The sequence below is a fragment of the Xanthomonas hydrangeae genome (assembly GCF_032697525.1).
Lineage (GTDB): Bacteria > Pseudomonadota > Gammaproteobacteria > Xanthomonadales > Xanthomonadaceae > Xanthomonas > Xanthomonas hydrangeae.
In genome coordinates this window covers 1511780-1529339 of sequence record NZ_CP103836.1, presented here as the reverse complement: position 1 = coordinate 1529339, position 17560 = coordinate 1511780, and the positions used below count along the sequence as shown (strand labels likewise).

Annotated in this window: 18 protein-coding genes and 2 pseudogenes; 3 read left to right on the top strand and 17 right to left on the bottom strand. The window is 56.2% G+C overall.

All coding sequences use genetic code 11. The features are described 5' to 3' along the window. Positions 1-35 precede the first annotated feature (35 nt). A pseudogene (locus NYR97_RS06220) lies at positions 36-1250 on the top strand (IS4 family transposase). Positions 1251-1271: 21 nt separating this feature from the next. Here the strand turns inward: NYR97_RS06220 and NYR97_RS06215 are convergent. Together NYR97_RS06215 and NYR97_RS06210 are read right to left on the bottom strand one after the other, a co-directional pair. Next, a complete protein-coding gene (locus NYR97_RS06215; RefSeq protein ID WP_316697115.1) occupies positions 1272-1520 on the bottom strand; it encodes a hypothetical protein in 249 nt (82 codons plus the stop codon). A gap of 108 nt (positions 1521-1628) precedes the next feature. Next, positions 1629-1979 carry a SymE family type I addiction module toxin gene (locus NYR97_RS06210; RefSeq protein ID WP_316697114.1) on the bottom strand — a complete coding sequence of 117 codons (351 nt, stop codon included), beginning with the start codon at positions 1977-1979 and terminating at the stop codon, positions 1629-1631. 566 nt (positions 1980-2545) lie between these two features. On the opposite strand from NYR97_RS06210, the gene NYR97_RS06205 reads away from it, so the two are divergent. Both NYR97_RS06205 and NYR97_RS06200 read left to right on the top strand, forming a co-directional pair. After that, the gene (locus NYR97_RS06205) at positions 2546-3208 is read left to right on the top strand and encodes a hypothetical protein (protein ID WP_316697113.1); all 663 of its coding nucleotides are present in this window, start codon (positions 2546-2548) and stop codon (positions 3206-3208) included. Next, on the top strand, positions 3205-4554 hold the full coding sequence (locus NYR97_RS06200; RefSeq protein WP_316697112.1) for a Tle-like phospholipase domain-containing protein: 1350 nt from the start codon (positions 3205-3207) through the stop codon (positions 4552-4554). The genes NYR97_RS06205 and NYR97_RS06200 overlap by 4 nt, the downstream gene beginning before the upstream one ends. A gap of 54 nt (positions 4555-4608) precedes the next feature. On the opposite strand, the gene NYR97_RS06195 is transcribed toward NYR97_RS06200, so the two are convergent. The 15 genes and pseudogenes from NYR97_RS06195 to NYR97_RS06125 form a co-directional block, all read right to left on the bottom strand. Beyond that, positions 4609-5040 (bottom strand): hypothetical protein, encoded by a 432-nt coding sequence (locus NYR97_RS06195; protein WP_316697111.1) that lies wholly within the window; start codon positions 5038-5040, stop codon positions 4609-4611. 680 nt (positions 5041-5720) lie between these two features. After that, positions 5721-5999 (bottom strand): hypothetical protein, encoded by a 279-nt coding sequence (locus NYR97_RS06190; protein ID WP_316697110.1) that lies wholly within the window; start codon positions 5997-5999, stop codon positions 5721-5723. A 400-nt stretch (positions 6000-6399) separates the two neighbouring features. After that, positions 6400-6658, bottom strand: a pseudogene (locus tag NYR97_RS22410) (DUF6869 domain-containing protein). A gap of 116 nt (positions 6659-6774) precedes the next feature. Further along, on the bottom strand, positions 6775-7563 hold the full coding sequence (locus NYR97_RS06180) for a hypothetical protein (protein ID WP_316697108.1): 789 nt from the start codon (positions 7561-7563) through the stop codon (positions 6775-6777). 47 nt (positions 7564-7610) lie between these two features. Further along, positions 7611-8069, bottom strand: coding sequence for a hypothetical protein (locus NYR97_RS06175; RefSeq protein WP_316697107.1), 459 nt, complete (start codon positions 8067-8069; stop codon positions 7611-7613). An 847-nt stretch (positions 8070-8916) separates the two neighbouring features. Further along, positions 8917-9237 (bottom strand): hypothetical protein, encoded by a 321-nt coding sequence (locus tag NYR97_RS06170; RefSeq protein WP_316697106.1) that lies wholly within the window; start codon positions 9235-9237, stop codon positions 8917-8919. A 1003-nt stretch (positions 9238-10240) separates the two neighbouring features. Then, positions 10241-10669, bottom strand: coding sequence for a Rap1a/Tai family immunity protein (locus NYR97_RS06165; protein WP_316697105.1), 429 nt, complete (start codon positions 10667-10669; stop codon positions 10241-10243). Positions 10670-10712: 43 nt separating this feature from the next. Then, positions 10713-11051, bottom strand: coding sequence for a hypothetical protein (locus NYR97_RS06160; RefSeq protein ID WP_316697104.1), 339 nt, complete (start codon positions 11049-11051; stop codon positions 10713-10715). A gap of 18 nt (positions 11052-11069) precedes the next feature. Then, positions 11070-11513: a hypothetical protein gene (locus NYR97_RS06155; protein ID WP_316697103.1), complete on the bottom strand. Its 444-nt coding sequence runs from the start codon at positions 11511-11513 to the stop codon at positions 11070-11072. A gap of 57 nt (positions 11514-11570) precedes the next feature. After that, positions 11571-12083, bottom strand: a complete 513-nt coding sequence (locus NYR97_RS06150; RefSeq protein WP_316697102.1) for a DUF2314 domain-containing protein — start codon at positions 12081-12083, stop codon at positions 11571-11573. An 851-nt stretch (positions 12084-12934) separates the two neighbouring features. Next, positions 12935-13198, bottom strand: a complete 264-nt coding sequence (locus tag NYR97_RS06145; protein WP_316697101.1) for a hypothetical protein — start codon at positions 13196-13198, stop codon at positions 12935-12937. Between the two features lie 93 nt (positions 13199-13291). Then, positions 13292-13735: a hypothetical protein gene (locus NYR97_RS06140; RefSeq protein WP_316697100.1), complete on the bottom strand. Its 444-nt coding sequence runs from the start codon at positions 13733-13735 to the stop codon at positions 13292-13294. 826 nt (positions 13736-14561) lie between these two features. Beyond that, positions 14562-14876 (bottom strand): hypothetical protein, encoded by a 315-nt coding sequence (locus NYR97_RS06135; protein ID WP_316697099.1) that lies wholly within the window; start codon positions 14874-14876, stop codon positions 14562-14564. Positions 14877-14977: 101 nt separating this feature from the next. Then, complete coding sequence (locus tag NYR97_RS06130; RefSeq protein ID WP_316697098.1) at positions 14978-15376, bottom strand: hypothetical protein; 399 nt, start codon at positions 15374-15376, stop codon at positions 14978-14980. Between the two features lie 1526 nt (positions 15377-16902). After that, positions 16903-17493: a hypothetical protein gene (locus tag NYR97_RS06125; RefSeq protein WP_316697097.1), complete on the bottom strand. Its 591-nt coding sequence runs from the start codon at positions 17491-17493 to the stop codon at positions 16903-16905. Positions 17494-17560: the final 67 nt, after the last annotated feature.

Genomic DNA, 17560 nt, shown 5'->3' with positions numbered 1-17560 from the left:
CTTCAAGGTGACTAAGCCAGAGAAGGTTGACGACCATGCGCGCCAGCGAAGTATTGCAGAAGTGCCCGCCCAACTCACTGTCCGGGATGCATGCGTTGCGCGAACGCGCGTTGCTGCATGCGGTTGAGGCGTTGTTGCACGGACGCAGGCTGACACTGATGGACATCGCACGTTCGTGGCCCGGCGCACTGCGGGTGCGCGCGCCTCTCAAGGCAGTCGATCGCCTGCTGAGTAATCGCAATTTGCAGGTTGAGCGATCAGTGATCGACCACGATATGGCGCAGTGGCTGGTGCGCGGCGCGCAGTTGGTCATCGTCATCGACTGGAGCGATTTGACGCCAGACAAATCGTGGTGTCTGCTGCGCGCAGCGGTGCCGGTGGGCGGCCGCACGCTCACCTTGCTGGACATGGTGGTGCCAGGAAAGCAGCAGGGATCGCCTGGTGCAGAAAGACGCTTCTTGCAACAGCTGAGGGCACTGGTTCCGGACGATGTTCGCCCGATCCTGGTCACTGACGCCGGCTTCCGGACACCGTGGTTCCGCGCCGTATCGGCCATGGGCTGGTGTTGGGTCGGGCGCCTGCGCGGGCGCACGCAGGTCAAGCCGCAAGACGTGCCCGATGAGGCAGCGCAATGGATCGATAGCCGACGCCTGCATGCGCTGGCGTCCAACCATGCATGCGAATTGCCACCGATGCAGGCCAATCGCAGCGATCCACTCGATTGCCGTCTGGTGCTCTATGCCAAGACACGGCAGGGACGTCAGCAACGCAACCGACGCTCACCCGCCAAGGCCTCGCGTGCATCATCAAGTTTGAAAGCAGCAGCGCGTGAGCGCGAACCCTGGCTCATCGTTGCCTCCCCACAGTTGCAAGCACCCAGCGCAAAACAGTTGGTCAACCTGTACGCACGAAGGATGCAGATCGAGCTGGCATTTCGTGATCTGAAGTCGCATCGCTACGGTCAGGCAATGGAAGATAGCTTGAGCCGTCGCGGTGAGCGACTGCAGATCCTGCTGCTGATCAATACGCTGGCTGCATTCGCCAGCTAGTTGGCAGGGCTGGGATGCGAAGCTACCGGCATCGCCCAGTGGCTATCGCCACGTAACAGCACACGCAAGCTCTACTCGACACTGCGTGTCGGCCGCGAGGCGTTGATCAGACGTTGGCCGATGGAACCTGTTTCACGGTGGTTGGACCGCTTGCGCACATTGCCGGAAGCCGCACGCGCGCAGATGACATTGGTGCTGTAAAACGTGGGGATACCTTAGAACCTAACTGCCATCTTCGGCGTGCAGAGACGACCTGCCCTGCCTTTGCTCCACTCGCCGCTCAAGCATCTCGCGCACGGCATGGGCGGCATCGAAGATGGCTTGTCCCAACGTTGGCAACGTCTGCGCCTCCAGGCACTCCGGTTTGCTCATGGCGATCACGTCGCCGTGGGCGATGAGGATGCGTAGCAGGCGGTCGAGCTGGTCGCGTTGGTCCAGCGTGAGATGCAAGACGGCGGCGGGGTGGTCCATCTGTGTCCTCCTCTGCGCGGGGAGCGGTGAGCGCGCACGGTGTGTGACATGCGCGTTGCACTCGATGCGGGCGCGCACGTGCATGCTGCGCGTGCGCGGCACACCGGGTCAGTCGGTGGGTGCCACGCTGACGACCAACTCGCCATCGCGCATGCGGATGTGCAGCTTGCTGCCGATGGCAAAGCCCAGTTGTTCCAGCCAGCGGCCACGCAGGCGCAGCGTGGGCACGCGTTGGTCGCTGGCCGGGTAGTAACCGTAGCCGACGGTGCAGTGGTGCGGGGCACGCGGGTGGCCGGGGCGCGGTGGGCGGGCTTCGGTGCGGGGTTGGGGGATGGGGGTGCGCTCGACGTAGGGCCGTGGCTTGATCGAGGGGTCGAGCGAGTGCCAGCCGATCTCGCGGGGCGGCGGCTCGGTGGCGCGCTTGCGTGCTGATGTGGGACGGGATGTGGATCGGCGCATGGCAAAGCCCTCCTTGACGAACAGGCCCCGCCGCCGGATGGCGACGGGATGTCGGGAGGTTAGAAACCGCTAACAGTCGGCGGGCGTATTTCCCCGAAGGGTGTTGTATTAGCCGCCCTCCCGACGCAGGCATCGCATCGGTTGCACCGACAAGAATCTGCAGGCACAAAAAACCCACCGGTTTGACGGAGGTGGGTACCGCTGTTAGGGGAGTTTCTACGCTCCTTGCCGAGGAGACTGCTACGCGCTGCGTGACATGTCAACCGGTTGATGCTGGCGCTCTGGATAGCGTCGATAGAAGATCTGCGCGTTGGCGCTTCACCCGGCAAAGTCAGAGCTGGGCATTGGACAAGAGCGGGTTAGTCGATGCACATTCGCTACACTCCGACAAAGGATCTTCCAGCTGCACAAACGGTGTTCCTGGATTTGTCCAAGGCCTAGTAGCTGCTTCGTGGGTGCCGGACGGCTGATGATAGGTCTTTGGTTTGCAGTCACTGCGACTCAGGCCGTACCGCACCGGCAGGTCGTTCGCTCCCAACTCTAAACACGCAGGGCACCGAGGTGGCATGAACGTGTATTTCAAAATCAAGATTGTCGGATGTCTTTTCCTAGTCCTTTTGACAGGGTGCAACCCAATGAATGATGCGTCTGAGAAGTACGAAAAAAACGGCGAGACCACGGCTGACGGAGACCCGGTCTATCGGAAAAATCAACATCCGACGGAAGCTTACAAGCTCACCATGACGATCGAGGATGCGCCGGGTCCATTTGAGTGGATATCGGGCACCGCCTTTTATCAAATGACGAACCATGAGCAATGCACGCCGATAGAGCCTATTGCGGGTGTTTGGAGTAAGTCAAAGGAAGATGGGATACCCATCAATTTTCAAAAAATAGATCCGACGACATATGTGGCGACGATCTATGCAGACGGCATGGTCGATGCGGATTATTACGGAAAGGGTGTGTGTAATTTTGAACTCAATGGTGTTGGTATCTCGCTGAAAGCAACCGGCAAACAAGCGGATACACGCTTTCAACCAGCGCTATTCAAGAGTGAAATACTAAGTTCTACCCCTAAGGTTACTTACTTTTGGAAGGGGCGCTATCCAAAAGAGGATATGGATAACTTTCCTGATGGTGGTAAGACGAGTATTGATCAGTTCAATGATAGTGCACGCAACAACATATTCAAGATCACCTTAACCACTGAGAAGGTGGCTCCATGAGCCTTACAAGTCAGCAATATGCAGCGCTTGCGGATGATTCCTACAAGATGCCGCGTGAGACGGGGCCTGAGAGTAGTCCTGTCGATATTGGTGGCGTCTCTTACAAACGTCTTGAGTATATGGATCGCCCATCTGGCTATCAGGGCATCATCTATCAGCGAGCGGATACGGGCGAAATTGTTGTCGCCCACCGTGGAACCGAGTTTGATCGTCAACCAAAGCAGGATGGTCTCTACGCCGACGGCGGCATGTTTACGGGGAGACACAACAACCAGGCCGCCGATGCGGTTGAGCTAACGCAGCACGCGCTGAAATATGCCGAAAAATTCGGCAAGGACGGCAAGACACCGGAAGTGACCGTTACGGGTCATTCTCTGGGCGGCAACCTCGCCCAGGTCACTGCCCACCACTTCGGCCTCAAGGGAGAGACCTTTAACGCCTATGGCGCGGTCAGCCTGGACCGGCGCATTCCGGAAGGTGGCAACGACGTGATCAATCACGTGATGGCAGGCGATGCCGTGAGTGCTGCAAGTAAGCACTATGGGCAGGTGAAGGTATACGCCGCGTCGCATGAGATCACTGCGTTGGATAGGGCCGGTTACGCCAACGACAGCAGTCTTGTGGATGCACGCAATCCGATGGTCGCAAAGGACTTGGGAGATTCGCATCGGATCCACAACTTCCTGCCGTTTGACGCCAACGGCAAACCGGACCACTCGGTGTTGGAAGATGCTCAAACGCAGCTGCTGGCTCGGCAACATGCGCCGATGATCGACAAGTATCGCGGCGATGTTGAGGCGTTGAGGATGGGCGTGACTTTCAATGCGAGGGTCATCCAAGGGACGAGCCTGGCGGATGGCATCGATCACTTGCGCGATCCGCTTCCCCCAGGTGCTGGACGCACGGAAATGGCTGCGACACGGTGGCAGGAGGTGCAGCAGCGCATGCAAAGCGAGGCTGCGCCAGCGTATGTGCCACCGGGCTGGAAGATGCCAATTGGTGAGTCGTTGGAGCGCTGCGTTGCGCCTGCTCCTGCGATGGTCTCAAACGACCCTCTGTATCGATCGATTCACAGCAAGCTACCAGAGGGCACCTCTGATGAAGTTGCAATGCACGCCACCGTCGAAGCCAAGCGCGCGGGCATCCTTCGTGACGATCAGCTGCAGAGCGTGACCCTCCACCAAGGAAGCATTTTTATTCTTGGCCAGACGCCGGGCTTCCGGGCCAAGGTGGATCTGTCTGAGGCCGTGCCTCCACTGCAGGAAAGCGTCCGCCAGTCTCAAGCCTTGGATGCGCAGCGGTCGCAGCAGGAGACGGTTGAGCAAGCACCTACACGGTCGATGTAAAAGCCGAGCCGCGAAGTGGCTTCGGCTTAAATGAATTGTTAGACCGCACCCGTTTCACAGGCGCGACCAGGATTGCCGAAGACCGACGGCATGAACAATGCCAAAGGCCAGACAGATGACTGAGCTGGCGTACCAGAATGTCATGCTGTTGCCCGGGAAGTGTGCCATGAGAGGGACGAAGAAAAGACCGCGCAGCAGGTAAACACCGGTAATGGCTAGTAGAACCCAGCGGAGTAGAGGGAGCCGGCGAACAAGACCTGCGCCTGATAAGGCATAAAGGGCCCACACCAACAGAATGGTGACGATGATCAATGTAACTACGGTCGGGTACCAGTGCCCGGCGGATGCCATTTGAGCCATGCCGTCGCCGGCGCCGAGAAGACGGTACCCCGCTGGACCGGCAGCGATGCAGCCGAGATGCAGCAGTGCAGCGAGCGCGTTCAGACCGGCAGCTATTAACAGAAATAGATTGTGTGCAGTAGCCATATTCCTCACGTGCGGTCTAACGCTTGAATTAAGCCGTGCCACGAAGCGGCTTCGACTCGAATGGATTGTTAGGTGCAGGCCGCTAGAAAGCGAGGTCCGGGTGCCTTGAGCGAACTTGCGGAAGCACTTCGTTGAGAAAGCAGTTTACTAGTCCAAAGATGCTAATGGTTGCTGCAGGAAATTTATCTGTAGAAACCCGTATGTATGTGGTGATCAAATTTGCCTTCGCCGCTAGAAAGATCCGCCGGTGATCTGCGTGTGTGTTACCAACCACAAAATACTTCATGTGCATCAGTGCATCAGTGCATCAGTGCATCAGTGCATTGAGTGCATTGCGGTAGCTAGTTTCCCACTCCCCCGGGTCGCCGATCGAGATGGTTACAAGCTTGCTGTCAATCGAATGGAATGAGTGGCTTGTCAGACCGCAAAACTCGTTAAAATTTCTGGCATGGAAGGCGAACTCAACCAAGTCTGTCACTATTGTTTCTATCCATTGGTTGCTCCACTCGCCAGGGAACACAGCGCTTGTAAATGCAAACAGGCGCAGGGATCTCGACCTTGCCTGTGCAATATGAATCTCTGCAAGTCTTTGATGACTATCCATTTGGCAAGAGTATTTCTCCGATGCATAGTGCCTGAATTAAGCCGCGTTGCGAAGCAACTTCGGCTTGAATGAATTGTTAGAAATCGCTACCAGCGGTAAATCTGACACCGTTGAAAACGAGCTCGCAGCGATCTTTGAAGTCAAGAACGCGCATGGGCCTGCCGGTCGCGAAATTGGAGAGGTAATAGGCGACGTCCTCTCGATTGAACCAAGTCTTGGCTACGAGCTTAGGGGGAATTTCTTCCAAGTCTACTACCGCATAGCGGTTCGCGGAGTGTCGATGAAATCCAGACGGAATTAGCACGCCAACGTCCATGCAGTAGGCCACGATGCGATCTTTGTAGGGTTCGGCCATTGGGATAGTCCAGGTGACTTCTAACGCTTGAGTTAAGCGGCGGCGAAGCCGTCCGCCTTGAACGAGATGTTAGAACGGTCTAGCAAGGCATTGACCAAGACAGTGACGTACTTCGTTGTCCCTACCGGATGTGAGTAGCTTTATTGACATGTCCTTGCCTAGGGCAGGCACATGCTTGTGGAACCAGTCCAGCGCGTGTTCGCGGAAGTGAAAGTATGTTGCCTAAGCAACGTCTTCGTTGCCTTGGCACTCAGCTATGAGCTGGCCCTGAAAGCTGCAGCTTGCAAACTCTTTCCTACAGATATCAGCGAATATGTAACAACGAACGTCCATGAGTTCTAACAACAGAATTAAGCCGGCCCGCGAGGCGGGCTCGGCTTGAATAAATTGTTAGGCAGCATTACCACGCGCTGCCACGTGCCGACTCTACACGCGCCCAAATGTCTGGCGTACTGCTCTCCCAGACACCACCGAGCAAGTGACAGAATGCGGGATTGCGGCGAGCTTCCAGCTCAATGCGCTCAATGTACTGCGGCCCGACCATGGATCAGGTCTTCCAGTGGCCCGGCGGCAAGCATGCCAATGACAGAATCCGGTGGGCTTTTGAGAAGGATTGCGAGAATCGCGGCCCAGGAATCCTCAGCGCCCGGATCCTCCATGAATTTTTCCGAAGCCCACCAAAATGGATGGCTGTCAGTTGAGTGCAAGCCAGCTTGCTGAAAGGCAATGTACGCCGATGCCCAAGCCTCAATGTCCATGGAACTACCCATGCCGCCTAACGCCTGAATGAAGCCGACCCGCGAAGTGGGTTCGGTTTGAATGAATTGTTAGATGCGTCGTCTGGAGCTTGCTCGCCATTCAACTCCGATAAGGTTTTGCCGAAAGCGGGACAGTATTTACGGGCATCCTCTGGGGCTACGGCCGGCACATAAAATGTAGAAGTATGCTTGCCGCCGAACACGTCGCGCACCCGAACCTTCAAGCGCACATGGCCTTTCTTTGTGGTGGGAAAGCAGCCACCCCAGCTCTCTGACTGCTCAAAGTAGACTACACCATTAGTTGATCGGCCAACATCAAGAAATGTGTCTGTCTGCACAGGAGACAGATGGTTCCGCTGGGTGAGAAACGGGTAGACCTTGATGCTTTTACCGATAGCAACCTGAAAGTCCTCAAGGGCTACGGACTGGTTGCTGAGCCAGAACCAGCCAATTGTGTACTTGAGCCATTGACTGCTGAATGGGCGCAGGTGCCAGTGATACCCAATAGAAATGCCCCCGATGTTCGATGGCGCTGAGCCAATGTTTGAGATTGAAAGATACAAGGCAACACCCGTGCGATGGGCCTCGTATTGCCCGCGCATGTTTCCTGTTGGATACGTGCAGCAGAAGGTCGGCCCCTCGATCAGCGACATATCAAACTTGGGGCGCCTACGGAGGGCGGAGAAGATGCCGCTTGCCCAACCGAAGAGTACTGTAGCGGCAAATATAGCCGCGCCGACAACACCCTCGTTGTCATTAAGCCAAGCGCTTATCTGTGGGTAGAGGTTGGTGAGTGTGGTAAGCATCTGAAGCCTGAATTAAGCCGCGAAGCGGCGTCGACTTGAATGAATTGCTAGACCGCAAGGCTGTATGGGTACAGCAGAGACAGACCAGATGATACTTGCTCAATTGACTGTTCCGCGTGTGCGATCAGATTTGGATCATCAACAGATTCGAATTGACGAATGATGTCGGCTAATTGAAGCCATTGGCCAAAATTGATCCCGAGAGTTTGCGGTGTCGCGTCCAGTCCGGAATCATGATTCAAAAAAGCAACGCGTTGATCGTTGCCGGTAGAAATAAGCCAAGCGTCTCCCGTGCCCGATGTTGCAAAGACCCACCAGTCTTTACCAAGTCCTGCCAGGGGCGCATCACGGCCTTCTGTCTCATTCTTGGCAGAGAGAGAGTCAAGAAAAGCGAAGTCTCCCGCAATCTCAATGAATGGAAGACTGTGATCCTGGCTTAAATAAGGCAAATCAGAAGCTGAAAGTAGCTCAAGTGCGATTGTCCGAGGATTGCGGAGTTCTAACATTGCGGTCTAGCGCCTGAATTAAACCGAGTCGCAAAGTGGGTTCGGCTTGAATGAATTGTCAGGCCTCATCTGCGGGCCAAACCTCGACCAAGTCACCGTCGACAAAGCCGACACATACTGCGGTAGCAATGCGAAGCACATTTGCTTGTGAGGTAGATGAGTTCTCAATAAAAGATCTGACCTCTTTAGTCACGTACGCCAGAGCTGGTTCCCACTCGGTGCCCGCGACAGAGCGTGCGAGTACGAACTCGAGTGGTTGAGATGACCATAACTCAGGTGGACAAGCCCACTCAGGATCATCTCGGTCGTAAGTGCCAGCTCCAATCAACTCTACGATCCAGTCGCCGCATTCCGCCAAGTTGAAGTTGTAAGCCACGACTCCAGCGGGAGTGCTGGATGGTACGGCTTGCTGGAGCCAATTGGAGAAGGACAAAGTTTGGGATTCTGTCATGGGGCCTAACGCTTGAATTAAGCCGAGTTGCGAAGCAACGTCGGCTTGAATGAGGTGTTAGGCAGTGAGTGGCCGCAAAGGTTGGATGGTGCAACCATGCTCCCCAGCACTGCCGCCTGTACCGAGTGTGCCACAGCTTGCGAGATGAAGCTTGCGCCGCAATACCACCGGGCTGATGGCTCCGAAGCCAGGTGTAATGAGCGCCGCGCGGCAGTGACACGAGATGACGAAGCGGCGGACTGTCCGATGCCAGTTAGGGTGAGAACCAATGTCCGGAGCCGACGGCCTGCGTGTGAGGGAACTGGCCGAAGGCAAGAACACCGATGCTCTTGCTCTAGCACAGCATAACGCCGGAATTAAGCCGAAACGCGTAGCGGTTTCGGCTTGAATGAATTGTTAGGCCGCAGGCCGACGCAGCCTGCCCCACGACTGGCGAAGCCCCACAAGGTGCACTAGACCAATGGCGAGACAGATCACCGAGCTCACGACCCAGAACGTGAGGCTGTTGCCAGGGAAGTAGGCCATGACCAGGACGAACGCCATACCGCGAACGATGTAAACACCTGTGACCGCCGTGAGGACTGTTCGACGTAGCGGAAACGGCCGGAATACGCCCGCGGCCGAGAATGCGTACGCACCCCAGGTGGCCAAGACGGTGGCGATCGCGAGCGTGACTACTGTGGGGTACCAGCCGCCTTCAGCGTGAAGTTGCGCCATCTGCTCTCCGGCGCCCAAGAGGCGGAAGAGCGGCGCGCCCACTACTAAGCACGCAAGATGTATCAGTGCTGCAACGCCACTCAGTGCGCCGCCGACGATGAGGAGCTTGTTGGTTGGGCCACGCGATCTCCCTTGCGGCCTAATACCTGAATAACCCGCGTCGCTAAGCGGCGTCGGCTTGAATGAATTGTTAGGCCTCATCTGCGGGCCAAACCTCGACCAAGTCACCGTCGACAAAGCCGACACATACTGCGGTAGCGATGCGAAGCACATTTGCCTGTGAGGTAGATGAGTTCTCAATAAAAGATCTGACCTCTTTAGTCACGTACGCCAGTGCTTGCTCCCACTCGGTGCCCGCGACAGAGCGTGCGAGTACGAACTCGAGTGGTTGAGATGACCATAACTCAGGTGGACAAGCCCACTCAGGATCATCTTGGTCGTAAGTGCCAGCTCCAATCAACTCTACGATCCAGTCGCCGCATTCCGCCAAGTTGAAGTTGTAAGCCACGACTCCATCGGGAGTGCTGGATGGTACGGCTTGGTGGAGCCAATTGGAGAAGGACAAAGTTTGGGATTCTGTCATGAGGCCTAACGTTTGAGTTAAGCCGAGTTGCGAAGCAACTTCGGCTTGAATGAGGTGTTAGGCAGTGAGTGGCCGCAGAGGTCGGATGATGTAACCTTGCTCCCAGCACTGCCGCCTGGACCGAGTGTGCCACAGCTTGCGAGATGGAGCCTGCTCAGCGATGCCGGACGCGTGATCCCACCGAAGCCAGTGCAATGAGCGCCGTGCGGCAACAACGTTTGACGGCGAAGCATCAAACCTACCGGCACGAGCAGTGGCGATGACTGCGCCATGGAGCCGACCACGCGCAGACCAGCAAACTCACCGAAGTAGAATGCATCAACGCATTTGCTCCACCACGGCCTAACGCCTGAATTAAGCCGACACGCGAAGCGTGTTCGGCTTGAATGAATTGTTAGCGCCCAATGTAACGCGCCATGGCTACTCGATTTTGGCGTCAGTGTTAGGGCAGGCCTGGGAAGAGCCGTAGGTTTCTTTTACTGCGTAGTACGCCAACAACCCTGCCGGTGCTTCACGATCGAACAGTGTCGGATGCTCTACCCCAAGTGCGATAATTTTGCGCGCAACATCCTGGAATGCGTAATTCTTGGGAACGCAGATTTGTCCGCCGTAAATGGACGAGGGCGACATGCTCGCGGCCATGTCAGCAGCGCCCATGACATAGAAGAAGCAGCTCTGAACCTTCTTTGGCTCGCCTACAGATTGTGGGCCTTCCTCTAGCTTTTCAACGGTGTGTTTACAGGCGTCGTAGAGGTCTCGTGCTGAAAAGCCTTGCGGGGTAGAAGCCCATGCGTTGCCCGGGACAGAGCAAACAACAGTTGCTGCGAGTAGACCTGTGAGGAGCTTCATGTCTGAGAGCCTTGACAGTTGATCTTGGGCGCTAATGCCTGAATTAAGCCGACCCGCGAAGCGGGTTCGGCTTGAATGAATTGTTAGGCGGTATCCTAAGCAGCTCGGCACGCCACTCCACCAACTTGTCAGCTGCCAGCGACGCTCGCCACTCTGTGCCAGAAAGCCCCATGCGTTCGCCAGCTACTTTTACGAGATATTGCGCAATTGATGATGCGTCCGTGCCATGCCAGAGCAGCGAGAAGACGTGGTCAGCATACCCATCGTACTCATCTCGTGCGCCGACAGATCCAGCGATGCCAATGGGATCCCAGATGTAATGGAGAACCTCACTGACAATGCGATGCATGGCTTTTTGTTCAGAACCGAGTGGTTGTCCCATAGCAGCCTAACGCCTGAATTAATCCGGCCCGCGAAGCGGCTTCGGCTTGAATGAATTGTTAGAGTTGATGCCCTTGAACGTGAAGTAGAAGGTCGTGCTGCCGATTATGCCGAGGGCGCCGGCATTGAAAACAAGCTGAAGATAGTCAATCCAGTCGGATCTCAATAGGGGGTTGGCTAACAATGCAATGGGCAGGGATCCGATGAGGGATCCCGCCAAAAGCATTGAGCGAAGCACAAATTTGTTAGTACGCAATAGCAAGAGTGACACCGGCAAACCAAGAATAACTGCGTGAGCAATGGCGAACATCATGCAGAAGCCGACTAGAGCCAAGAAAGAAATGACGTCTTCACCGCTGCTTAGTACTTTTCCGTTCAAGGCCATAGAAGCAGAAACAAAAGCCAGGGCAGGCGCAAGTGCTGCTGCCAGAACGGCCGTTACAACGGCGACAAACGCTCTCATCAACTCTAACACCTGAGTTAAGCCGCACCGCGAAGCGGCGTCGGCTTGGACGGATTGTTAAGGGGCAGGCAGCGGTGCATAACTGCTCACTCCGACGTAGCGATCAAACGGCTCGCGCTCGGCTGCAGGAAGGCGGCTCCGTTGAATGCGAAGCGAGTAGCCGCCTTGCATAACGCCCGAGCTGACCAAAGCCCAATCGGCTACTTCCGATTCCGGCACGAACTTCCTTGTGCCGGGGGATAGGTCAGTGAACTCAGGCGGCGCCTCGAAGACGGCCACGTTGAGCCCAGAGGGCGTAGCGGACTCCACGCTTAGCCAAAGCCACATGCCGCCACCTGCCGGATCAGAGATGTATGTTTTTACCATCGGCGGGACATCAGTCGGTGTCCCATCGGTTAGGAGCCGACGAAAGTAGCTTAGCGAGCCGTGAGCTGCTCGGGCGGCGTCCGCAAGCTCCCCGTTGGGAATCGCCATAAACAGAGGTTCGTCTTCGGGTTGCTCAAATTTGCTGGTGGTATCGGCTTGGCCAAGGCCCAGCATGCCGCGTACGAACCCAAGGATCTTGCCCACGTTGCTCACTCCCGAAGCCCCCTAACACCAGAATTAAGCCGGCCTGGCCCGCGCAGCGGGACAGGTTCGGCTTGAATGATTTGTTAGGCCGCACGCTACTCCGGCCAGTGAATGGCCGCAAGAGTTGCGGTTTTGGATAGCCCCGAAGATGCGGCAGCCTGGTTGCGCCGGCCCGGACACTGGTCCGGAACTTGCCGAAGGTGTCCGCGCGGCACCCGTTGCCTGGCACGACCCGACGGTCCGAAGCGACCTGCACAGACCCGACCCGGCGAACTGCACAGACCTGACCGACGTAGACGTTTGCTGGGACAGCCATGAAGAGACGAGCGTCGAACCCCACTACATCTAGAACGCTCTTCCGCAGCCTAACGCTTGAGTTAAGCCGACCCGCAACGAGCCGACCCTGATCCGACGATGCGATGCCTCCGATACATTCGAACAAAGCAATGAAGCAATGAAGCGGGTCGGCTTGAACGAACTGTTAGGCGTGCTAGCTACCGATGCTTCGATCAATTCGTTCAGCTTGCAAGGCAGTGAGCGCGAACCAATCGCTACTTTGCACACCAAATTCGTGCTCTGCATTTACAAGCGCCTCGTCTAGGGAAAGATGTAGGTGGTCACCATCGATTTGCTCCGAGTCAAAGTCTATATATCTGATAAGTAGATAGACGAAGCCGCCGTCTTCGCACATCAGTGAGTGCACTACCAGAAAGGAAATAGCCTCGTTCCGGTGGGATCTCCGCTTGACGTTCGCAGCGATTGATATGCTCGGGTGGTCCGAATGATTCATGGCACGCCTAACACCTTGAATTAAGCCGAGCCGCGAAAGCGGCTTCGGCTTGAATGACTTGTTAGGCCGCGGCCTGACGCGTGACCAGCCAGCCAACTGCAAAGCTAGCAAGCCCGCCCCAAACTACTCCGATTGGAAACTGCACGCCGGCAAAGTATGCAACGCTAGCACCGATGCCCGAGCCTGCTAGAGCAAACCATGCCACTTTGCGCTTGCGCGACAGATAGGCGGTATCCGCTGCGCGCTTCTGGCGAATCTCATCCTGAGCACTTCTGTGCGGCTCCAAAATAGCCTGCGCGATTGCGTCTGCTTGTGTCCTTTCCATCTTGTGAGAACTCCTGATAGCGGCCTAACACCTGAGCTAAGCCGCGCCGCGGAGCGGCGTCGGCTTGGACGAATTGTTAGGGCGCACTCGTGATCACCAGCTGGACCTTGGCCAAGTAGCGCTCACAACGTGGCACCACTGATTTGGGCTCCGGACACCTATTTGAATCGCGCCGAGCCGCTGAAACAAGGCCTCACGTGCCTTAGCCAGACGTGCGATGTCGCTGCCACTAAGCGAGCGCACTAGATCGAAAGTGATCTCAGAAACCAAAGGCATCTGCGCCTGGATCATTTCAGCAAAGTCTCTCAAACAGCGTTCCCCATAGCCTCTTCCGGCCATGGCTTTCGTTACCGCGAAATGCTCAACGTGTAACGCCTGCGTACTTAAGGACATGGTTTCGAAGGTGCACACCGCCACGTCTTTCTCCGAGCCGTAGCAGTCGGACGCCGGAAAGCCATGCTGCGGTACGAACTCATATGGTTGCCCGCTGCGTCCGGCAAATGTGATCTTTGAGCTATGGGAAATAGGTATATTCATTATGCGGCCTAACGTTTGAATTAAGCTGAGCCACGAAGTGGCTTCGGCTTGAATGAATTGTTAGGCAGTGAGTGGCCGCGAAGGTTGGTGGTGCAACCATGCTCCCCAGCACTGCCGCCTGTGCAGAGTGTGCCACAGCTTGCGGGATTGAGCATGCCCGTGGATGCAGCGGCGAGCGATGTCACCGAAGCCAAATGCAATGAGCGCGGCGCAGTAACAACGTGCGAGTACGAAGCACCGAACTTGCCGCAGCCCACAACGGTGATGACTGCCGCCCGGAGCCGGCCGCATGCATGCCAGTCAGCGCACCGAAGCACGACCCAACAACGCGTTTGCTCCACCACTGCCTAACGCCTGAGTTAAGCCGACCCGCAGCGGGGCGGCGACTGGGTGCTAGCGTAGCGTATAGGTACCCAGGCGCTGCCCCGCTGCGGGTTCGGCTTGAACGAATTGTTAGGTGCCAGACGACAGAATACGCCAAACGACAACAGCTAAGAAAAGCGGTATTGGCAGCAAAACCAGGGTCAGCTCAAGTGTGCGACCCAATGGGCGTGGGGCTGCAAGCGATTGGTAGGAAGCACGCCCAAACTGGATGGCAATTACCGATAGGCCGGCAGACAAAACAAGTGCAGCCAGCATAAGCACTAGCCACATCATGGCGTGATTGTTCTGGCCGGGCGTAGGCCGTAAGGCATAACCAGTAAGAACAGGAATCGCAATGGCGCTAGTTGCTGCTCCGAGTGCGACTATTCTTTTCATTGTACCTAACGCCTGAATTAAGCCGACCCGCGAAGCGGGTTCGGCTTGAATGAATTGTTAGGGCTCATCAGTTTTGAACGTGATAGGCCCGTACCACTTTCCCGGCTTTGTACTCGATCTTCAGTGAGTCGTAATCAATGCCGAAGCCACTGCACATTCCCAGATCGTAACTGGCTAAATTATCTTCAGTATCCTGCGGAGAGCCAAGCACGGCCTCTACGTAAGATCGAGGGCTGCCGGGCAGGACAACAGTATCGATGATGTTTCTTGCCATGCGGCCACGCACACATTCACCATCTTGTGATGCCGCAAGGCCAGCTGACCACCTTTCTGGCTGAAAGTCATCCCTTGAGAAGGGCCGACTATGCAGCCACCAGATCATGAGTGGCTTGTACCCCACTAAAACGGCAGCGCTCAACATGCCTGCCACTATTGCACTCCACAGGAGCAATCGAGTTCTGGACATGAGCCCTAACATCGGAATTAAGCCGACCCGCGAAGCGGGTTCGGCTTGAATGAATTGTTAGACCGCATCGCGCCTACCAATGCAAGAACCGTCACTCCGACAGCTAGCCAGAAGCCACCTTTCACGGCGCCCCACAATTGCACGCTGGCGAAATACAAGCCTACACAAAACACGATTGATGCGAAGAAACCCAACCACGCGCGACGATAGAGCATGAGCACTGCAACGGCTCCGAAAGCGCAGGTCGCGGCCCAGAGCAGCTTTGCCCAGACGGAAATCGACCACATGGCCAGGAACTCAGGCGTTGCTGGAAAGAACTTGAAGAGCAGGTCAAGTGTAACCAGAAGGTGCATGGCAACCAGGACCGCCATAAAAGATGCGGCTAGTCGACTTGCGAAAGGCGTCTTGGCCTGCATATCTCTCCTGTGCGGTCTAACACCTGAGTTAAGCCGCGCCGCGAAGCGGCGTCGGCTTGGACGAATTGTTAGGGCTCAGCTTTGCTAGAACGTAGCCTGCTAGTGCGTACAATACAGAACGCAACATACCCCACGGCTCGAGCAACTCACTGAAATGCGCACCGAGAACCAAAGATAGAGCCATGTCGGTGAGCTGTACTAGCAAGAATGCAGCGACGACATGCCAGGCCCTACGAGTCGGTGCACCAACGGCAAGGCGCCAGTAGCAGACGACAGCAATAAGCCCAATTGCAACGAGCCGGAAAAGGCGGGCTCTCTCCACTAGTTGGTCAATGGTCGTCTGATCAATCTGCGAGTGAGCCACCCAGACTCCGCTAAGAACACCGACACCATTGGTCAAGATCATGAGTAGAGCCGACCATCCAATGATGCGCTTCCAGTTCACAGCACCCTTCTCCTGAGCCCTGACGCTTGAATTAAGCCGAGTTGCGAAGCAACTTTGGCTTGAATGAGTTGTTAGGCAGTGAGTGGCCGCGAAGGTTGGATGGTGCAACCATGCTCCCCAGCACTGCCGCCTGGGCAGAGTGTGCCACAGCTTGCGGGATGGAGCTTGCCCCAGCGATACAGCGGCGCGTGATGCCACCGAAACCAAATGCAATGAGCGCAGCGCAGTAACACCGGGCTAGGGTGAAGCGCCGAACTTGCCACCCCCCGCAACGGTGATGACTGCTGTCCGGAGCCAGCCGCATGCATGCCTGCGAACTCACCGAAGCGGCAACCGCCAACGCATTTGCTCCACCACGGCCTAACGCTAGAAATAAGCCGCGTGCCGTAGGCACGTCGGCTTGATTGACCTGTTAGGCCGCATTGTGCGCCATCGCACGCGACCGGAACAGTAGAAACTCCAGGCGGTGATTGCAGTTAGCGCAGTATAGGTCCCGTCTGATGCTGGGGCTCTCAACCTTGCGAACAAGATGCAGCGGGTAATCTGGCAGTGGACCCTCCGGCAAGCCCAAGTAGTCCGGGAAGTACGACCCAAAATCTGCATCGCAGAAGTCGCAAAGAACAATCTCTTGGCCCCAAATTTCAAAGACGTGGTACTCGTGCTCTCCGCGAATGCACTCGTCTAGCTCACGATGTACATGCCCGCAGTCGAAGCACGGGGCGACCTCAATCTCTTGCAGTTGAGCTAAGCATATGGGGCAATTGGTCATGCGGCCTAACGCCTGAATTAAGCCGACCCGCGAGGCGGGTTCGGCTTGAATGAATTGTTAGGGCCCACGCCAGGCTTTGCGTACCCCTCGGGTTTCACTGCACCTGCGTCAAAGAGCTCGTTGAGTAGAACCCATGCCCGAGTCCTTGCACGATCTGCGAGATCTTGGGCGCGAGCGGGATCTCCTTGCTGAATTTCCCTCTGAATAAGAGTGCCGAGATGATTCATGTGCAGGCAGCTATCCGCCCAGCGAGTGAGAGTGTCCTGCGAGATTTCCATTGTTTCTCCCAGCTAATACCGATGCGTGATGCTTTTAGTGCCCACCTACTTTGCCCCTGAAACGACGCCATGCGGCGTTTAGATTGAGGCCGATCCCCCACAAGTTGGGCTTTAGCTCCAATATGTCTTCCTTTGCCACCACAGCTATAGCCGGACCAGACAGAAGATATGCTTTTGCCAGCTGATCAATGTGATCACACGCGGCTTGCTCCTTGCCAGAGACGTCCCGAGGGGTGACGGTGTCCGGAAACCCATTGCCACGCAGAAGTTGATCAGTGCGAGCGATCTCTCTGTAGCTCTTTCTAATGAATCCATGAATTAGCATGCGTGCTTCGTCAATGTACGCAGTGGGATCAAGGCCATTAGCCTTGCAGTGGTCTGACACCCATCTCAGTGTCTCGGATGCGGCGTGCATTATGAAGGGCTCAAAGAAGCCCGACCAATAGACAAGTGGGACAGAACCCGCGTACTTGACCCCATGAATTGAGACAACAGAGCCATCCTGCTTTGTAGTTTCAACGCCCTTCTGTGCGTTGAAAAAGCGCCACTTCATGATCCTCTCGTTCGTTGGGCGAGAGAATTCATCGAGCTTGGAAGTGGTTAGCGGATAGAGTTCAGTGGCCATGTTGATTGCTGTGGACCCTAACTACTATTGGACCGCCGAAATGCGGTGTTGTGGTGAGTATCTGCGA